Consider the following 14,813-nt stretch of genomic DNA (forward strand, 5'->3'; position numbering starts at 1 on the left):
CCATTTATATTTTTTTTTTTTTTTTGTTGGGGCGTTTTTTATTTTTTTTTTTTTGTTTTGGTGTTATATTCTGTGGGTATATATGGTGGCGCCCGGGGGGGGGGGGGGGGGGGGGCGGCCCCGCTGCGGCCTTTCCCTGCCACCTGCGTGATGCCCGCTTACGCAGCGTGCTGCTTCGCCTGCGCTTCTTCCGCTTGGCGGTCCGCCGCGCCATGACGCTGCTTGTAGTCGGCGACCGCTGCCTTGATCGCGTCTTCCGCGAGGATCGAGCAGTGAATCTTCACCGGCGGCAGCGCCAGTTCTTCGGCGATCTGCGTGTTCTTGATCGACAGCGCCTCGTCGAGCGTGCGGCCCTTCACCCATTCGGTGACGAGCGAGCTCGACGCGATGGCCGAACCGCAGCCGTACGTCTTGAACTTCGCGTCCTCGATGATGCCGTCCGCGCCCACGCGAATCTGCAGCTTCATCACGTCGCCGCATGCGGGCGCGCCGACCATGCCGGTGCCGACAGCGTCGTCGTCCTTCGCGAACGAGCCGACGTTGCGCGGGTTTTCGTAGTGGTCCAGAACCTTGTCGCTATAAGCCATGATTCAACTCTCCGTATGTTCGTTTCGCGTGGACGCAGTGCGCTTCGTTCAGTGCGCCGCCCACTGGATGCTCGAAATGTCGATGCCGTCCTTGTGCATTTCCCAGAGCGGCGACAGATCGCGCAGTTTCGCAATCTTGCTCTTGAGCAGGTTGACCACGTAATCGACGTCCTGCTCGGTCGTGAAGCGGCCGACCGTGAAGCGGATCGAGCTGTGCGCGAGTTCATCGTTGCGGCCGAGGGCGCGCAGCACATACGACGGCTCGAGCGAGGCCGACGTGCACGCCGAACCCGACGACACCGCCACATCCTTCACCGCCATGATCAGCGACTCGCCTTCGACGAAATTGAAGCTGATATTGAGGTTGTGCGGCACGCGGCGTTCCATGTCGCCGTTGACGTACACCTCTTCGATTTCCTGCAGGCCGTGCAGCAGCCGGTCGCGCAACATGCGGATGCGCTCGTTCTCGGTCGCCATTTCTTCGCGCGCGATGCGGAACGCCTCGCCCATGCCGACGATCTGATGCGTCGCGAGCGTGCCGGAGCGCATGCCGCGCTCGTGGCCGCCGCCGTGCATCTGCGCTTCGATGCGCACGCGCGGCTTGCGACGCACATACAGCGCGCCGATACCCTTCGGGCCATACGTCTTGTGCGCCGATAAAGACATGAGATCGACCTTCAGCTTTTGCAGGTCGATCTGAATCTTGCCGGTGGCCTGCGCCGCATCGACGTGGAAGATGATGCCCTTCTCACGCGTGATCTCGCCGATCGCCTCGATGTCCTGAATCACGCCGATCTCGTTGTTCACGCTCATCACGGAAACGAGAATGGTGTCCGGGCGAATCGCCGCCTTGAACGTGTCGAGGTCGATCAGGCCGTCTTCCTTCACGTCCAGATACGTGACGTCGTAGCCTTCGCGCTCCAGCTCGCGGCAGGTGTCGAGCACGGCCTTGTGCTCGGTCTTCACCGTGATGATGTGCTTGCCTTTGCTCTTGTAGAAGTGCGCCGCGCCCTTGATGGCGAGGTTGTCCGATTCGGTCGCGCCCGACGTCCAGATGATCTCGCGCGGATCGGCATTCACCAGCGCGGCGACCTGCTCGCGCGCTTCCTCGACCGCGCGCTCCGCGTCCCAGCCGTACTGGTGACTGCGCGAGGCCGGATTACCGAACTGCTCGCGAAGATACGGGATCATCTTGTCCACCACGCGCGGATCGATCGGCGTCGTCGCGCTGTAGTCCATGTAAATGGGCAGGTGGGGGATATCGTTGTTCATCAGTCGCTCCGGGAAAATCGGTCAAATCGCTTGGCTGGGTCGCTGGCGCCGCGTTGCAGTACGTTCTGCGGTTCGCGACGACCGGGCGGTCAGCCAGCCAGATTGAAAATGGAATTCGGACCCTTGGGCACGACGCGCGCCGCCTCGACGCCTGCCGGTTCCGCGCGCCGGTCGCGCAGCACCGCTGCCGAGCCTTCGCGGGCGCGCTGCTGGTCGACCAGATCTTTCAGCGAGACGGAATCGAGATACTCGACCATCTTCTGATTGAGCGTCGCCCAGAGTTCGTGGGTCATGCAGTGGCCGTCGTGCTGCTTCGTGCCTTCGCACGTGCCCTTGCCGCCGCACTGGGTGGCGTCGATCGGCTCGTCCACCGCGATGATGATGTCCGCCACCGTGACGTTCTCCGCCCGACGCGCGAGGTTGTACCCGCCGCCCGGACCGCGCACCGATTCGACGATCTCGTGCCGACGCAGCTTGCCGAACAGTTGTTCGAGATAGGAAAGCGAGATGCGCTGGCGCTGACTGATGCCTGCCAGCGTCACCGGGCCCTGCTCCTGGCGCAGCGCCAGGTCGATCATCGCCGTGACGGCGAAACGGCCTTTCGTGGTGAGTCTCATAATTGGGGGCTAACGCTAATACTCGATGATTTTGATCAAGTATAAATATCCCACAGTTTTAGTCAAGTATCCGGGCGGAATAAGTAACGATTTAGTCGATCTTTTCGCCGCCGGCAGCGCCCGGCGAGCTACGGCCGCAGTTGCGCCCGCAGTGCGTTCAACAAGCCTTCGCAGGCGTCTTCGCACTGGTCCAGCACGCGCTCGAAGCCTTCGTCGCCGCCGAAATACGGATCGACGACCACGCGGCTGTCGTCGCGGGTGGCGAACTCCATCAGAAGCCGGATCTTGTCCCGGTACTCCGGCGGACAGACCGACGCGAGCGCGGCAGCGTTGGCGTCGTCCATGACGATGAACAAGTCGAAGCGCGCAAAGTCTGCTGCGGCCACCTGACGGCCGCGCAGCGTCGACAGGTCGTAGCCGCGCTTTTTCGCCGCGCGCTGGGCGCGCTCGTCGGGCGGCTGGCCGATGTGCCAGTCGCCCGTGCCCGCGGAATCGATGACGATCCGGTCAGCCAGTCTCGCCCGCTCGACCAGTTCGCGCATGACCGCTTCCGCGCTGGGCGACCGGCAGATATTGCCGAGACAGACGAAGCAGATGGCGATCGAATTCATCGGGCCGAACGGGGAAATGGGTGTTGGACGCCGCGCAGACAACCGCGGGTTCAATTGCGCTCGGATTATACAAAGGCTCGTCGGAACGCGCCGGGACGGGCCGGCGACCGGCGCTGTCTCCCGCGCCGAATCAGCCCTTTTCGCGATGAATGTCGTGCGTGACGAAGCCGCTCTCGCCGTTCGGCATGTCGAGCCAGTCGCGGTGCGCGAGCGTGCGGCGGATATCGGCGAGCCCGGTCTCCCAGTGCTCGCGCATTGTAGAGAAGCCGAACTGATAGTCCTTGTACTGGCCCTCGTACTCTTTCTGCCGATAGATCAGGTGGATGATGTTGTAGCGCTTCGAGCAGGCCAGTTCGGCGGCGCGTCGGCACCACTCGTCGGTGTCGCGAAGCGCCTCGGGCACGAGGTCGAGCACGTGCTTGAGCACGTTGCGGTAACGCTGGGCGCGCTGCATCTCGTCCGTGACGAGCCGCGTGCGGCTCGAGTACTGCACGTCCTTGATGCGGCCCGTGACATCGACGATATTGTCCGGCACCGGCCCGCGCGCGCTCCAGAGATCGACCTGGAACGCGAGCGTGTCGCGGCGCGGGGTGGCTTGCGCGACCTCGTAAAGCGGCGTGTTCGACATGAGGCCGCCGTCCCAGTAGAACTGTCCGTCGATCTCGACGGCGGCAAAGCCCGGCGGCAGCGCGCCCGAGGCCAGAAAATGCTCGGCGCGCAGCTTCGTCCGCGTGTTGTCGAAGTACGCGAAATTGCCGGTTGCCACGTTCACCGCGCCAACCGACACCCGCGTTTCGCCCGAATTGATGCGGTCGAAGTCGCAAAGGCGTTCAAGCGTAGCCTTGAGCGGAGTCGTATCGTAATAGCTCGCGGTCTCGGGCGAACTCGATGCCACCGGCGACGGCGGCGGAAAGCGCGGCACGAAGAAGCCCTTCTGCCCTTCGACGAGCGCATCGACCGCCTGCAACGCGGTAAACGCCTTTCGAATCTGGTCGGTCGAATCGAAGAACGCGCGCTCGACGAACGCGGGCAACGGAAAGCCGAACGCCGGCTGACAGATGGTTTCCCAGAATTCACGCAGCCGCTCGAAGCGATTCTCCGGCGCATTCCCCGCGATGATCGCGGTGTTGATCGCGCCGATCGAGATGCCGGCGATCCAGTTCGGGTGAATGTCCGCCTCGTGCAAGCCCTGGTAGACGCCGGCCTGATACGCGCCGAGCGCGCCGCCACCCTGAAGCAGGAGCGCGACGGTCTCGTAGGGCGGCAAGCTGATGCGCGGCGCTTGTTCGTGGCTGCGTTCGCGGCCTAAGGCTTGGTTGTCGTCGCTTTCTGACATGAGGCGTCGTTCCTTATTGTATGTACGAGCCGTGGCTCGCGACGAACGATTGCCCTGTGCGCGGCGCCGGCTCGAACGCGGTCTGCGCCACGTCTTCGACCGTTGTGGACACGCCGTCCACGATGCCTGTGACCACCGCCCTCTTGCCGCCCAGCTTACCGTTCTGTGACATGCCAAGCTCCTGTCGGAAGACTGAATGACAACATGCGAACCATGCGGCCATCAAGCCGGCCAATCGGCATAGGAGGATTCGCGTTCGCTCGCAAGGATCGCCTAGGCCGTTCGGCCAGCTATTGCGCGAAGCCGGGAGCGGCTATTGTGCATGAACGTAGCGATGCGTCGCAGCCGCCGGCCGAGCCGAATAACCGCGCCTGCGTGCTCCGCTACAATTGATCGCTTTCGCTTTTCATCGCTTCTTGCGGGTCACTCGTCATGCTCAGTTACCGTCACGCCTTTCACGCAGGCAACCACGCCGATGTGCTGAAGCACGCCATTGTCGTTCAGATGCTTCGATATCTCGGGCTGAAGGACAAATCGTACTGGTACATCGACACGCATGCCGGCGCAGGCGTGTATTCGCTAGCGGAAGGCTTCGCGGCGAAGAACGCGGAGTACGAATCGGGCATTGCGCGATTGTGGGATCGCACCGACTTGCCGCCGCTGCTCGCCGATTACGTCGATGAAGTGAAGGCGTTGAATCCGGACGGCGCACTGCGCTTCTATCCGGGCTCGCCGTATCTGGCTTGGCGCGCGCTGCGCGAGCAGGACCGCATGCGGCTTTTCGAGTTGCACAGCACGGAGATCGACGTGCTGCGTCATAACTTCCGCGACGCCAGCCGCCGCGCGATGATCTACGACGGCGACGGATTCGAAGGCATCAAGGCGATCCTTCCTCCGCCGCCGCGCCGCGCGCTGGTGCTCATCGATCCGTCTTACGAAGACAAGCGCGACTATGCGCGGACGGTCGAATGCCTGGAAGAATCGCTCAGGCGCTTTGCCACCGGAACCTATGCGGTGTGGTATCCGCAAGTCTCGCGCATGGAGTCGCAACGTTTCGCCGATCAGTTGAAGGCTATCCAGCCGACGGGCTGGCTGCATGCGACGCTCACCGTCAAGGCGCCGCCGGCGGACGGCCTCGGCTTGTTCGGCAGTGGCATGTTCATCTTGAATCCGCCGTATAAGCTCGCGAGCGAGTTGAAGCAGGCGTTGCCCTATCTGGTCGATGCGCTCGGTCAGGATGCGGGTGCTGCGTTCAAACTGGACCAACGCGCGGACTGATTGCGTCCGATCAGGGGTACGCCTCCCGTCGCCTGCGCGAGTGGCTCGGGTTAGTCGTCGCGGGGGTTGCAGTCTGCCCGCCATATTCGACGTACGGCGAAACCGCGATCGGCTGCTGCTCCTGTGGCGGCAGTCCGGGTAACGTTGCCATCGGGACCATGCCCGGCGCGCCGAGGGGTGCGCTTTGCAGGACGGTCCCGCTTACGCCGCTATGAATGCCGGTCTGCGTATCGAGCACGAGCGGTTCGCCGCCGGGCTTCGCGAATGCCAAGTCGCCGTGGCAAAGCGCCACGGCGAACACCGCGCAGGCTGCGAGGAGGCGCGTATGCGTCGTGCTGGGAATGTGGCAAGTCATCGATCGCTCTATTCGGTAGACGAAACGGCTTTACCTTACCCCGGTGGCAAGCTTTAGGCTAGGCGCTCACATCCACTTGACCGTTCTTTCGGGAGAATCATGAAGTCGACACGGAATCTGCTGCGCGCGGTACTCGCCGTCATCACCGTTTCCTTCGGCGTAAGCGGCTTTGCCCAGACCGCGGCGCCGGCGCACGACGGCATGCCGGGCATGAAGCATGGCATCACCGGCAACGCGGATGCGCCCTCGAACGCAGCTTTCGAGGCCGCCGATGAATCGATGATGTCGAGAATGTCGGACGTTCAGTACACGGGAAACGCCGACCGCGATTTCGTCGCGCACATGATTCCGCACCATGAGGGCGCGGTCGAGATGGCGAAGGTGGAACTGAAGTACGGAAAGGACGCGAAACTGCGCGAACTGGCGAAGGACATCGTCGCTGCGCAGGAGAAGGAAATTGCGTTCATGAAGCAGTGGCTGGCGACCCATCCCGCGCAGAAGTGACGTCGCTCCGAATAGAAGCCGCAGAAACGACAAAGCCCCGCATGACGGGGCTTTTCATTCGACACCTGGCGCGCTTCGCGGCGCGCGGACGCGGGCTTCAGATGTTGTAGCCGTTGTTTTCGAGCGAACGGATACGCTTCTCGAGCTGGACGACGTCCGACGATTGAGCGAGGTATTCTTCGCGGCGGCGTTGTTCGGCGGCTTCAAACCAGATGCTGAGTTTTTCGAGCAGGATTGCAAACATGATGTTCTCCAAGGATTGGTGCTGGTCCCTGGCGGTTCGGGTCAGGGATAACCCGCATTAGGGATAACCCGGATTATAGCTGACCCAACTGCTTGGTGTGAGTGAAATGCCCGCATGAAGTGCATTCCGATTCGGAATGGTGCGTTCTCGCCGTGTCTTCAAATGACTGATTCAACGAGAAAATCGGGGCGAACGGCGAACCTAAGCACCGTTAAGGTGCACTCACTGCGCCAATTTGTCCAAAATCGGGCAGTCGGGGCGCTCGTCGCCGTGGCAGTGCCGTGCAAGATGTGACAGCGTGTCGCGCATGTCGCTTAGCTCTGCAATCCGGCGATCCAGCTCGGCGACATGTTCCAACGCAATCGCTTTCACTTCCGCGCTGGCTCGCGTCCGGTCATGCCACAGCGCCAGCAGCTTGCGGATATCCTCGACGAGGAAGCCCAGACGCCGCGCTTGTCGCACGAACCGCAGCGCATGCACTTCTTGTTCGCCATACACGCGGTATCCCGATGAGGTCCGCCCGACCGGCGTGAGCAAGCCGACGCTCTCGTAATACCGGATCATCTTCGCGGTGACGCCCGACGCGCGGGCCGCTTCCCCAATATTCATCCTGTTCTCCCTCGACTTTCCGCCGACTCTACACCTTCCCATCATGGCAAGGTATACGATGTCGATACTCTCACTCATTTCAAGAGGAACCGATATGACCGAATTCGAAGTTCAGGGCATGAGTTGCCAGCATTGCGTCGCTGCCGTCACGCGTTCGATTCAGGAGATCGACCCAGAGGCGCAGGTTCGCGTCGATCTGGAACGCGGTACGGTCGCGGTCGAATCGACGCAGACGGAACAGGCGCTGAAGGACGCGATCGACGATGCCGGCTATACCGTCGTAGGCGCAGCTTCCGCATGACAGGCGGCAAGGGGTTCACTGTCGCGCTGATCGGCGCCTCCGGTCTTCTGGGGCGCGCGGTATCGGACGAACTCGCCGGCGCGGTGCCGTGGCGCGTCGTGCGTACCGCGCATCGGCGCGCGAGTGCGGACAGCGTGCCGCTCGATATTCGCGATCACGACGCCGTGCGCGCATTCCTGCGCCGGGAGAAGCCGGATGCCGTCGTGATCGCCGCAGCGGAGCGTCGGCCGGATGTGTGCGAGAACGACCCGCAACTCGCCCGCGCGCTCAACGTGGACGCGGTGCGCGTCATCGCTAGCGAAGCCAGGGCGCTCGGCGCGTGGGTCTTGTCGATTTCGACGGACTATGTTTTCGACGGCACGTCGGCGCCCTACTTTCCCGACGACGCGCCCGCGCCGCTGAACGCCTACGGTCACAGCAAGCTCGACGGCGAGCGAGCGCTGCTGGAAGCCGATCCGCAATCGTGCGTGCTGCGTCTGCCGCTGCTTTACGGACCGGTCGTCGACTGGAGCGAATCGGCGGTGACGAGCCTGACGCCCGCGATCGTCGCCTCCGCCGATCCGGCAAAAGCGCCGGCTTTGATGGATGCATGGGCGACGCGTTACCCGACCTACACACCGGACGTCGCAGTGGTGATCCGGGGCATGCTCGAACATCACGCTCGCGGCGCGACGATTTCCGGCATCACGCAATGGTCCGGCGACGAACCGATGACGAAGTTCGATATCGCCGAGCGCATCGCGCGCGTGCTGAAGGTGGACGCGAAGCTCGTCGCGCAACGCGAGCCGACCGACGCGACGCCGCGCCCGCGCGATTGCCATCTGGATTCCGGCCGCCTCGAGGCGCTCGGCATCGGGCAGCGCACGCCGTTCGATACGGCGATCGAACGGCTGCTCGCGAACTATCCGGCGCTGCCGTCGTCGTGATTCAGTGAAAGTCGCGGCTCGACGCGGCAAGGCGCCCGAGCAGCGCCGTGTGGTCTTCGAGCCGTTGCGCGACCAGATGCCGCACGTCGCCCTCGTTCTGCCACACGCCATGCACGCCGAGGAGCGACGCGCCGAGCAGCACCTTGCGCTGCTTCTCGACGAGCCCCGGCCACACGATCACGTTGATCGCACCGGTTTCGTCCTCGATCGAGACGAAGATCGTGCCGTTCGCCGTGCCCGGCCGTTGCCGCACCGTCACGATGCCGCACGCCCGCACGACGCGCCCGGTCTTGAGATCCGCGAGATCAGCGGCCGTCCGGAAACGCAGGCGAGCCAGCCGCGCGCGCAACAGCGCGAGCGGATGACGATTGAGCGTGAGCCCGAGGCTCGCGTAGTCATCGACGATTTCGCGGCCCTCCGATGCCTGCGGCAACGCGAGCGGCGCCTCGGGCATCGGCGCGTCGCGCAGCAATTCCGGCGCGCGCTGCTGCGCGGTCACCGCCCACCACGCCTGACGCCGGTGCCCTGCGATGCTCGCGAGCGCGTTGCCCGCTGCGAGCGCCTCCAGTTCGCGGCGCGACAAGGCGGCGCGGCGCGTGAGATCGTCGACATCGACGAAAGGCGCCTCGGCGCGCGCGATCATGATCCGCTCGGCCGCGGCTTGCGGCAGACCTTTGATGAGTTGCAGGCCGATGCGCACGCCCGGCCCACCCGCGCCGTATCGCTGCGCCGGCAACTGGACACGCGCGGCGAGCTTGCGCGCGCCGCGCCGCATGGTCCTGCGAAAGATCTGATGCGGCAACGGCGCGCCGTAAAACTGCTGTCGCCGCTGTTCCTTGCCGGCATCGAAGACGACGCGCTCGCCCTTGCCCGGCGACAATTCGAGCACCGATTCCCAGTCGCTCAGCGAAACATCCGGCGCGAACACGTCCACGCCGTGCCGCCGCGCATCCTGCACGAGTTGCGACGGTGAATAAAAGCCGAGCGGCTGGCTATTCAGGAGACCGGCCAGAAACGCGGCGGGCTCGTAACGCTTGATCCACGCGCTGAAATAGACGAGCAGCGCGAAACTCGCCGAATGGCTTTCCGGAAACCCGTATTCGCCGAAGCCCTCGATCTGCTTGCACACGCGCGCCGCGAACTCGTGCTCATAGCCGCGCGCGAGCATCTTCTTCATGAGATCGGCTTGATACTCCTCCAGATGGCTGCCGCGTCGCCAGGCGGCCATCGCGCGGCGCAGCTGATCGGCCTGCTCGGCCGTATAGCCTGCCGCGACCATCGCGAGCTTCATCACCTGTTCCTGAAAAATCGGCACGCCGAGCGTACGGCCGAGCACGGGCCGCAGTTCATCCTTCGGATAATCCTCTTCCTCCAGGCCCTGCTTGCGCCGCAGATACGGATGCACCATGCCGCCCTGAATCGGGCCGGGACGCACGATCGCCACTTCGATCACGAGGTCGTAATACTTTTGCGGCCGCAAGCGCGGCAACATGCTTTGCTGCGCCCGCGACTCGATCTGGAATACGCCGATGGTGTCCGCGCGGCAACACATCTCGTAGACGGCTTTGTCCTCGCGGCGAATGTGCGACAGGCCGAATTGCGGGATGCCCCGCCGCAGCGCGACGAATTCGAGCGCGCGGCGGATCGCCGACAACATGCCGAGCGCGAGCACGTCCACTTTCAGGAGCTTGAGCTGGTCGATGTCGTCCTTGTCCCACTGGATCACGCAGCGGTCTTTCATCGCGGCGTTTTCGATGGGCACGAGTCGCGACAGCCGTTCCCGCGCGATCACGAAGCCGCCGACGTGCTGCGACAAGTGGCGCGGAAAGCCGCGTAGTTCGCGCGTCAGGCGAATGAGATGCCGCGTGATGTGCGAGTCTTCGCTGAAGCCCGCTTCCCGCAGATAGCCGGCCACCGCCGACGGTCCGTCCCACCACTGCTGCGCCTTGCCGATGCGCTCGATCAGCGAGGCATCCAGTCCGAGCGCGCGGCCCACGTCCTTCAGCGCGCTGCGCGTGTGATACGTCGTGACCGACGCCGCCAGAGACGCCCGATGCCGCCCGTATTTCCGGTAAATGTACTGAATGACTTCCTCGCGCCGCTGGTGCTCGAAATCGACGTCGATATCGGGCGGCTCGTTGCGCGCCTGGGAAATGAATCGCTCGACCAGCAGGCCCATTCTGACCGGATCGAGTTCGGTGATGAAAAGACAGAAGCAGATGATCGAATTCGCCGCCGAGCCGCGCCCCTGACACAGAATGCCCTTGCTGCGCGCAAAGGCGACGATGTCGTAGACCGTCAGGAAGTATTTCTCGTAGCCCAGCGTGGCGACGAGCGCCAGTTCCTTGTCGATGAGACCGATGGTGTCGGCATCGAACCCGTTCGGCCAGCGCACCTTCGCGCCCGCCATCACGCGTTTGCGCAGATAGCTCGCGGGCGTTTCGCCCGGCGGCACGAGTTCCTCGGGATACTCGTACTGAAGCTCGTCGAGACGGAACGTGCAGCGGGCCGCCACTTTCAGCGTTTCCGCGATCGCCGCCTTTGGATAAAGCGCGCCGATGCGCAGGCGCGTGCGCAAATGCCGCTCCGCGTTTGCTTCGAGCGCATAGCCGCACTCGGCAAGCGGACGGCCGAGGCGAACGGCAGTCAGCGTGTCCTGCAAGGGCTTGCGCGAGCGCGCGTGCATCAGCGCGCCGCTTGCCGCGACGAGCGGCAGGCCGCTCGCCTCCGAAATGACGCGGCACGAAGCGAGGCGCTCGTCGTCGCTGCCGTCCTGCCAGAGTTCCAGCGCAAGCCACGCGCGGCCCGCCGCGAAGCTGGCGAGCCAGTGCGCGCGTTCGAGCGTGTCGGCGAGCGTCGCCGCGCGCTGCGGCACGAGAATCAGCAGGCAGTCGGGCAAATGCGTCAGATGCGCGATATCGCCGCGCAGATCGGCGGCATCCGTGGCATTGGACGACGCGGCCGGATCGGTGAAATCTTCCGGCCCCAGCCGATACTGGCCCTTCGGCGAACGCGAGCGCGCAAGCGAAATCAGCTCGGACAGATTGCCGTAGCCTTCGCGGTTCGTCGCCAGCGCGATGAGCGTGCAGAACGGTTGGCCATCGGCATCGGTCAGATTCAATTCGCTGCCGATGATTAGCTTGAGTGTCGATTGGTCGGGCAACGGCTGGCCGGCGAGCCGCGCGGCTTCGACCGCGGCTTTGACTTTGGCCTCGATGTCTTTGATCGCCGCGTGCGCGCGCACGACGCCCGCGAGCGAGCATTCGTCCGTGATCGCGAGCGCGGTATAGCCGTGCTCGAGCGCCGCGGCGGCCAGTTCCTGCGGATGCGACGCGCCACGCAAAAACGAGAAATTGCTGATGCAATGCAGTTCGGCGTATCCGGGCAGGAGCGTGGACGCGGACACGGCGCCGGAAAAGTCTCCGCCGTCGTCGGCCAGACCGATGATGTCGTTGAGATCGTCCATCGGCGTCATCCAAAGAATCCGTGCAGGAACCACGCGCCGCTCAGACGCTCGCGATACAGCCAGAACATGCGGCCGCGATCGTCGGAGGCGACGTAGTAATCGCGCTGGACGCCGTTGCCGTCCCACCAGCCTGCTTCGATGCGCTCGGTTCGGCTGATCAGCTTCAGCGGACGGCGATAGAACGGCCGCTCGTTGCGCAGTTGCAGCTTTTGCGGCGTTTCGAGGATCCACGAGGGGCGCGGCTGCGAAGGCACGGCGCGATCGGGTAGTTGCAGCGGCTCGTCGGTGTCGGTGTCGGTCTCTGGCTGGTCTTCCTGCGCTTCTTCGGGTGTTTCGTCGGATGCGCTCTCGACATGCTTCGGCTTCTTTGCGCGCTTGGGCTTGCTATCGCGCACTGCCTGATAGGGCTCGACCGTCATCGCCGCCTCAGGCCGATGATCCTCCCGCGCAACCAGTTGCACAACGTTCTCCGCGCCCAGGCGCGCGCTCAGACGTTCGAGCAGCTGCGCCATCGATTCGTTATCGGAAGTCGGCATCGGAAACAGCGTGTCGGACGGCGGCGCGTGCTCGCTGACTTTGTCGGCGAACAGCTTCATTTCGATGACTGGAGCGATGAGCGTCGTCTGATTCAGCTTTTCGCGCAGCAGCCAAAGGACGTGATCGGCGTCGCGCGTCGGCACGGCCCACGCGACCTTAAGCGTCGATGTTTTCGGCGCGTGGCGCGCGGCCAGTTCGTGCTCCAGCAGCAGCGAGAACTCGCTCACCGCGGCGTGATGCGCGCTCAGCCAGCCGGCCAGTTGCAGCACGAGCCGGCGCGCGGCGAACAGCAGCGCCTCGGCGCTTTCCACGCGTGCCTGCAATTCCAGCCGCGCCTCGAACGATGCCGGCGCGCAAAACGCCTCGCGCGGATCGGGCGCCTGCCCGTAAGCCTGCGCGAGCCATTGCAGAATGCCCTGCCCGAACCGCCGCGCGACGCCCTTGCGCGGCAGGCGGCGTAAATCGGCGAGCGTCGAGCAGCCGATCTGTTCGAACACGTTCCCATGCGATTCCGCCGACGGAACGAGCGACACCGGCAACGCGTCGAGCACGCGCACGAGCGTCGTCTCCTTCACAATACGCACGCGACGCGTCACGCGGCGAGTGCGCGCATGCGCGAGCAGCCACGCGCCCCACGCGGTCGGCGCACAGCCCATTCGCGACGTGAAGCCACATCCTTTCACCGTCGACGACGCCTTGGCGATCAGCGCCCGCAAGCCGCCGAAAAGCCGCGTGCTCGCACCGACTTCCAGCAGCACCGTATTCGCATGCGCGAGCACGACTTTCGGCGTGAACGCGAGCAACGCCAGCGCAACCGCTTCGAGCGCGCGCTGCTCCGCGTTGACATCGACCGCGAGCAGCGTCAGCCGCGGCGCCAGCGCGAACGCGTGAGAGCGCGTGCTGCCGGGCCTCACTCCCAGCCGAAACGCGATGAGGTCGGGCAGCAGGATGCGCGCGTGATCGGCGAGCGCGAAACACGGCTGATCGACGTCCTGCGCGGCGGGCGTGTCGGCGCGGTCATTCGGCGTCGGCCTCGCTCCAGGCGAAATCGAACCGGCCAATGCGCATGGCATCGATGGCGGCTTGACTGCTTCGAGCGATAAAAGCGGCAATGTCACCGCTATCCACAACATGTTTGACCTCTCGTGCTTTCCTTTGCTGGCTGGCGCGGCGCAGATGCTCGGGCAACGCGGGCAACTGCAGCGGCAAGCGCAAATGCAACGGCTTTTCCAGCAACGGACCGCGTCGCTTGATGATGCTGATCTCCAGCATGACGACCTGCATCCATTCGCGACGATTCATCGTTGGTGCGGTTGCGGGCAGCATCGGTTTGCAGACCATTCGCAGCGGCGCCGCCGATGACTGCTTCGCGGCATTCAATGGACGAAACAGGAACGCCAGCGATTGCGACTCCTGCGCTGCGACCTGCAATCGCCGCAAGGCTTCGGGGCGCGCTTTGGGGAGCCAGATCAACACAGCGCCGATGCCCTCCTGCTTGAGCGACTGCTCCGCGGCCCACAGCACCTGATCGTCGGGCGCTTTGACCCAGACGAGCTTATTCGGCGCGATGTTCATTGCCCGAAACGCAGCGTGATTGGGCATCCAGGGTGGCGCGATGAAGACGACGGAGCGGCTTTGAACCGTCGTCAAGTCCCGCAACGTGCGCGCGAGCAGCCGGATCTCACCGACGCCGCTTTCTTCGATCAGCACTTCGGTCACGGTGCCCGGCTGCCAGCCTGCGCCTGGCAACGCCAGATCCAGCATTCGATAGCCGCTCGGAACGACGCCTGAATGCGAGGTGGTGAACTGCTCGCCTTGCCATAGCTGCTGCTGCAGGCGCGACGTCAGTCCGATGTCCAGTAATGAAAGTGCGGCACCCATGGATTCCCGTCTGCCGTATGCAGAGTCCGCTATGCGTGAACGCGATGCGGCCTCCGGTTAGTACTGTACATTTATACAGTATTTCGGGGCGTACTGGGGAATGAGCGGAGAGATCCGAGGAGGTGAGACGGGGCGCGGCTGAAGAGTGGATTTGTGAGCCCAAACGCAAAAACCCCACCTTTGCGGGGTGGGGTTTTTGTTTGTGGCAAGGAGGAGCCTGACGATTACCTACTTTCACACGGGCAATCCGCACTATCATCGGCGTGGAGTCGTTTCACGGTCCTGTTCG

At 64.0% G+C, this 14,813-nt stretch carries 16 protein-coding genes; 4 read left to right on the top strand and 12 right to left on the bottom strand.

Translation table 11 applies throughout. The features are described from left to right. Positions 1 to 158: 158 nt before the first annotated feature. From iscU to NCR34_RS08605, 6 genes are all read right to left on the bottom strand, one after another. Positions 159 to 587 carry a Fe-S cluster assembly scaffold IscU gene (gene iscU, locus NCR34_RS08580; RefSeq protein WP_248320007.1) on the bottom strand — a complete coding sequence of 143 codons (429 nt, stop codon included), beginning with the start codon at positions 585 to 587 and terminating at the stop codon, positions 159 to 161. A 48-nt stretch (positions 588 to 635) separates the two neighbouring features. Beyond that, positions 636 to 1,859: an IscS subfamily cysteine desulfurase gene (locus NCR34_RS08585; RefSeq protein ID WP_248320008.1), complete on the bottom strand. Its 1,224-nt coding sequence runs from the start codon at positions 1,857 to 1,859 to the stop codon at positions 636 to 638. 89 nt (positions 1,860 to 1,948) lie between these two features. Then, positions 1,949 to 2,476: a Fe-S cluster assembly transcriptional regulator IscR gene (iscR, locus tag NCR34_RS08590; RefSeq protein ID WP_040050918.1), complete on the bottom strand. Its 528-nt coding sequence runs from the start codon at positions 2,474 to 2,476 to the stop codon at positions 1,949 to 1,951. A 128-nt stretch (positions 2,477 to 2,604) separates the two neighbouring features. Further along, positions 2,605 to 3,087 carry a low molecular weight protein-tyrosine-phosphatase gene (locus NCR34_RS08595; RefSeq protein WP_248320009.1) on the bottom strand — a complete coding sequence of 161 codons (483 nt, stop codon included), beginning with the start codon at positions 3,085 to 3,087 and terminating at the stop codon, positions 2,605 to 2,607. A 130-nt stretch (positions 3,088 to 3,217) separates the two neighbouring features. Beyond that, positions 3,218 to 4,423, bottom strand: a complete 1,206-nt coding sequence (locus tag NCR34_RS08600) for a DUF3734 domain-containing protein (RefSeq protein ID WP_250499592.1) — start codon at positions 4,421 to 4,423, stop codon at positions 3,218 to 3,220. 13 nt (positions 4,424 to 4,436) lie between these two features. Further along, complete coding sequence (locus NCR34_RS08605; RefSeq protein WP_248320011.1) at positions 4,437 to 4,595, bottom strand: hypothetical protein; 159 nt, start codon at positions 4,593 to 4,595, stop codon at positions 4,437 to 4,439. Positions 4,596 to 4,855: 260 nt separating this feature from the next. Here NCR34_RS08605 and NCR34_RS08610 point away from each other — a divergent pair, with 260 nt between their 5' ends. Continuing rightward, positions 4,856 to 5,701: a 23S rRNA (adenine(2030)-N(6))-methyltransferase RlmJ gene (locus tag NCR34_RS08610; protein WP_250499593.1), complete on the top strand. Its 846-nt coding sequence runs from the start codon at positions 4,856 to 4,858 to the stop codon at positions 5,699 to 5,701. Positions 5,702 to 5,711: 10 nt separating this feature from the next. Here NCR34_RS08610 and NCR34_RS08615 read toward each other — a convergent pair whose 3' ends face one another. Beyond that, a complete protein-coding gene (locus NCR34_RS08615; RefSeq protein ID WP_248320013.1) occupies positions 5,712 to 6,056 on the bottom strand; it encodes a hypothetical protein in 345 nt (114 codons plus the stop codon). Between the two features lie 99 nt (positions 6,057 to 6,155). Here NCR34_RS08615 and copM point away from each other — a divergent pair, with 99 nt between their 5' ends. Next, positions 6,156 to 6,560 (top strand): CopM family metallochaperone, encoded by a 405-nt coding sequence (copM, locus tag NCR34_RS08620; protein WP_248320014.1) that lies wholly within the window; start codon positions 6,156 to 6,158, stop codon positions 6,558 to 6,560. 97 nt (positions 6,561 to 6,657) lie between these two features. Here the strand turns inward: copM and NCR34_RS08625 are convergent, their stop codons facing one another. Together NCR34_RS08625 and cueR are read right to left on the bottom strand one after the other, a co-directional pair. After that, a complete protein-coding gene (locus tag NCR34_RS08625; RefSeq protein ID WP_175940530.1) occupies positions 6,658 to 6,804 on the bottom strand; it encodes a DUF3563 family protein in 147 nt (48 codons plus the stop codon). A 222-nt stretch (positions 6,805 to 7,026) separates the two neighbouring features. Further along, positions 7,027 to 7,413, bottom strand: coding sequence for a Cu(I)-responsive transcriptional regulator (gene cueR, locus NCR34_RS08630; protein ID WP_248322307.1), 387 nt, complete (start codon positions 7,411 to 7,413; stop codon positions 7,027 to 7,029). Between the two features lie 94 nt (positions 7,414 to 7,507). On the opposite strand from cueR, the gene NCR34_RS08635 reads away from it, so the two are divergent. Next, on the top strand, positions 7,508 to 7,714 hold the full coding sequence (locus NCR34_RS08635; RefSeq protein WP_175940532.1) for a heavy-metal-associated domain-containing protein: 207 nt from the start codon (positions 7,508 to 7,510) through the stop codon (positions 7,712 to 7,714). Continuing rightward, positions 7,711 to 8,640 carry a dTDP-4-dehydrorhamnose reductase family protein gene (locus NCR34_RS08640; RefSeq protein ID WP_250499594.1) on the top strand — a complete coding sequence of 310 codons (930 nt, stop codon included), beginning with the start codon at positions 7,711 to 7,713 and terminating at the stop codon, positions 8,638 to 8,640. Before NCR34_RS08635 ends, NCR34_RS08640 begins: the two co-directional genes overlap by 4 nt. A gap of 1 nt (position 8,641) precedes the next feature. Here NCR34_RS08640 and NCR34_RS08645 read toward each other — a convergent pair whose 3' ends face one another. From NCR34_RS08645 to imuA, 3 genes are read right to left on the bottom strand one after another with little or no spacing between them, the layout of a single operon-like run. Then, the gene (locus tag NCR34_RS08645) at positions 8,642 to 12,106 is read right to left on the bottom strand and encodes an error-prone DNA polymerase (protein ID WP_248320016.1); all 3,465 of its coding nucleotides are present in this window, start codon (positions 12,104 to 12,106) and stop codon (positions 8,642 to 8,644) included. A gap of 5 nt (positions 12,107 to 12,111) precedes the next feature. Further along, positions 12,112 to 13,716, bottom strand: a complete 1,605-nt coding sequence (locus tag NCR34_RS08650) for a Y-family DNA polymerase (RefSeq protein ID WP_248320018.1) — start codon at positions 13,714 to 13,716, stop codon at positions 12,112 to 12,114. Further along, positions 13,661 to 14,524 carry a translesion DNA synthesis-associated protein ImuA gene (imuA, locus tag NCR34_RS08655; RefSeq protein WP_248320020.1) on the bottom strand — a complete coding sequence of 288 codons (864 nt, stop codon included), beginning with the start codon at positions 14,522 to 14,524 and terminating at the stop codon, positions 13,661 to 13,663. The genes NCR34_RS08650 and imuA overlap by 56 nt, the downstream gene beginning before the upstream one ends. Between the last annotated feature and the right edge of the window lie 289 nt (positions 14,525 to 14,813).

The organism is Caballeronia sp. GAWG1-5s-s, from assembly GCF_023631445.1.
GTDB lineage: Bacteria > Pseudomonadota > Gammaproteobacteria > Burkholderiales > Burkholderiaceae > Caballeronia.

What these genes read in the sequence shown, in the direction of transcription:
- iscU (WP_248320007.1), bottom strand. Translation starts at nt 587, where the DNA reads ATGGCTTATAGCGACAAGGTTCTGGACCACTACGAAAACCCGCGCAAC.
- NCR34_RS08585 (WP_248320008.1), bottom strand. Translation starts at nt 1,859, where the DNA reads ATGAACAACGATATCCCCCACCTGCCCATTTACATGGACTACAGCGCG.
- iscR (WP_040050918.1), bottom strand. Translation starts at nt 2,476, where the DNA reads ATGAGACTCACCACGAAAGGCCGTTTCGCCGTCACGGCGATGATCGAC.
- NCR34_RS08595 (WP_248320009.1), bottom strand. Translation starts at nt 3,087, where the DNA reads ATGAATTCGATCGCCATCTGCTTCGTCTGTCTCGGCAATATCTGCCGG.
- NCR34_RS08600 (WP_250499592.1), bottom strand. Translation starts at nt 4,423, where the DNA reads ATGTCAGAAAGCGACGACAACCAAGCCTTAGGCCGCGAACGCAGCCAC.
- NCR34_RS08605 (WP_248320011.1), bottom strand. Translation starts at nt 4,595, where the DNA reads ATGTCACAGAACGGTAAGCTGGGCGGCAAGAGGGCGGTGGTCACAGGC.
- NCR34_RS08610 (WP_250499593.1), top strand. Translation starts at nt 4,856, where the DNA reads ATGCTCAGTTACCGTCACGCCTTTCACGCAGGCAACCACGCCGATGTG.
- NCR34_RS08615 (WP_248320013.1), bottom strand. Translation starts at nt 6,056, where the DNA reads ATGACTTGCCACATTCCCAGCACGACGCATACGCGCCTCCTCGCAGCC.
- copM (WP_248320014.1), top strand. Translation starts at nt 6,156, where the DNA reads ATGAAGTCGACACGGAATCTGCTGCGCGCGGTACTCGCCGTCATCACC.
- NCR34_RS08625 (WP_175940530.1), bottom strand. Translation starts at nt 6,804, where the DNA reads ATGTTTGCAATCCTGCTCGAAAAACTCAGCATCTGGTTTGAAGCCGCC.
- cueR (WP_248322307.1), bottom strand. Translation starts at nt 7,413, where the DNA reads ATGAATATTGGGGAAGCGGCCCGCGCGTCGGGCGTCACCGCGAAGATG.
- NCR34_RS08635 (WP_175940532.1), top strand. Translation starts at nt 7,508, where the DNA reads ATGACCGAATTCGAAGTTCAGGGCATGAGTTGCCAGCATTGCGTCGCT.
- NCR34_RS08640 (WP_250499594.1), top strand. Translation starts at nt 7,711, where the DNA reads ATGACAGGCGGCAAGGGGTTCACTGTCGCGCTGATCGGCGCCTCCGGT.
- NCR34_RS08645 (WP_248320016.1), bottom strand. Translation starts at nt 12,106, where the DNA reads ATGGACGATCTCAACGACATCATCGGTCTGGCCGACGACGGCGGAGAC.
- NCR34_RS08650 (WP_248320018.1), bottom strand. Translation starts at nt 13,716, where the DNA reads ATGCCATGCGCATTGGCCGGTTCGATTTCGCCTGGAGCGAGGCCGACG.
- imuA (WP_248320020.1), bottom strand. Translation starts at nt 14,524, where the DNA reads ATGGGTGCCGCACTTTCATTACTGGACATCGGACTGACGTCGCGCCTG.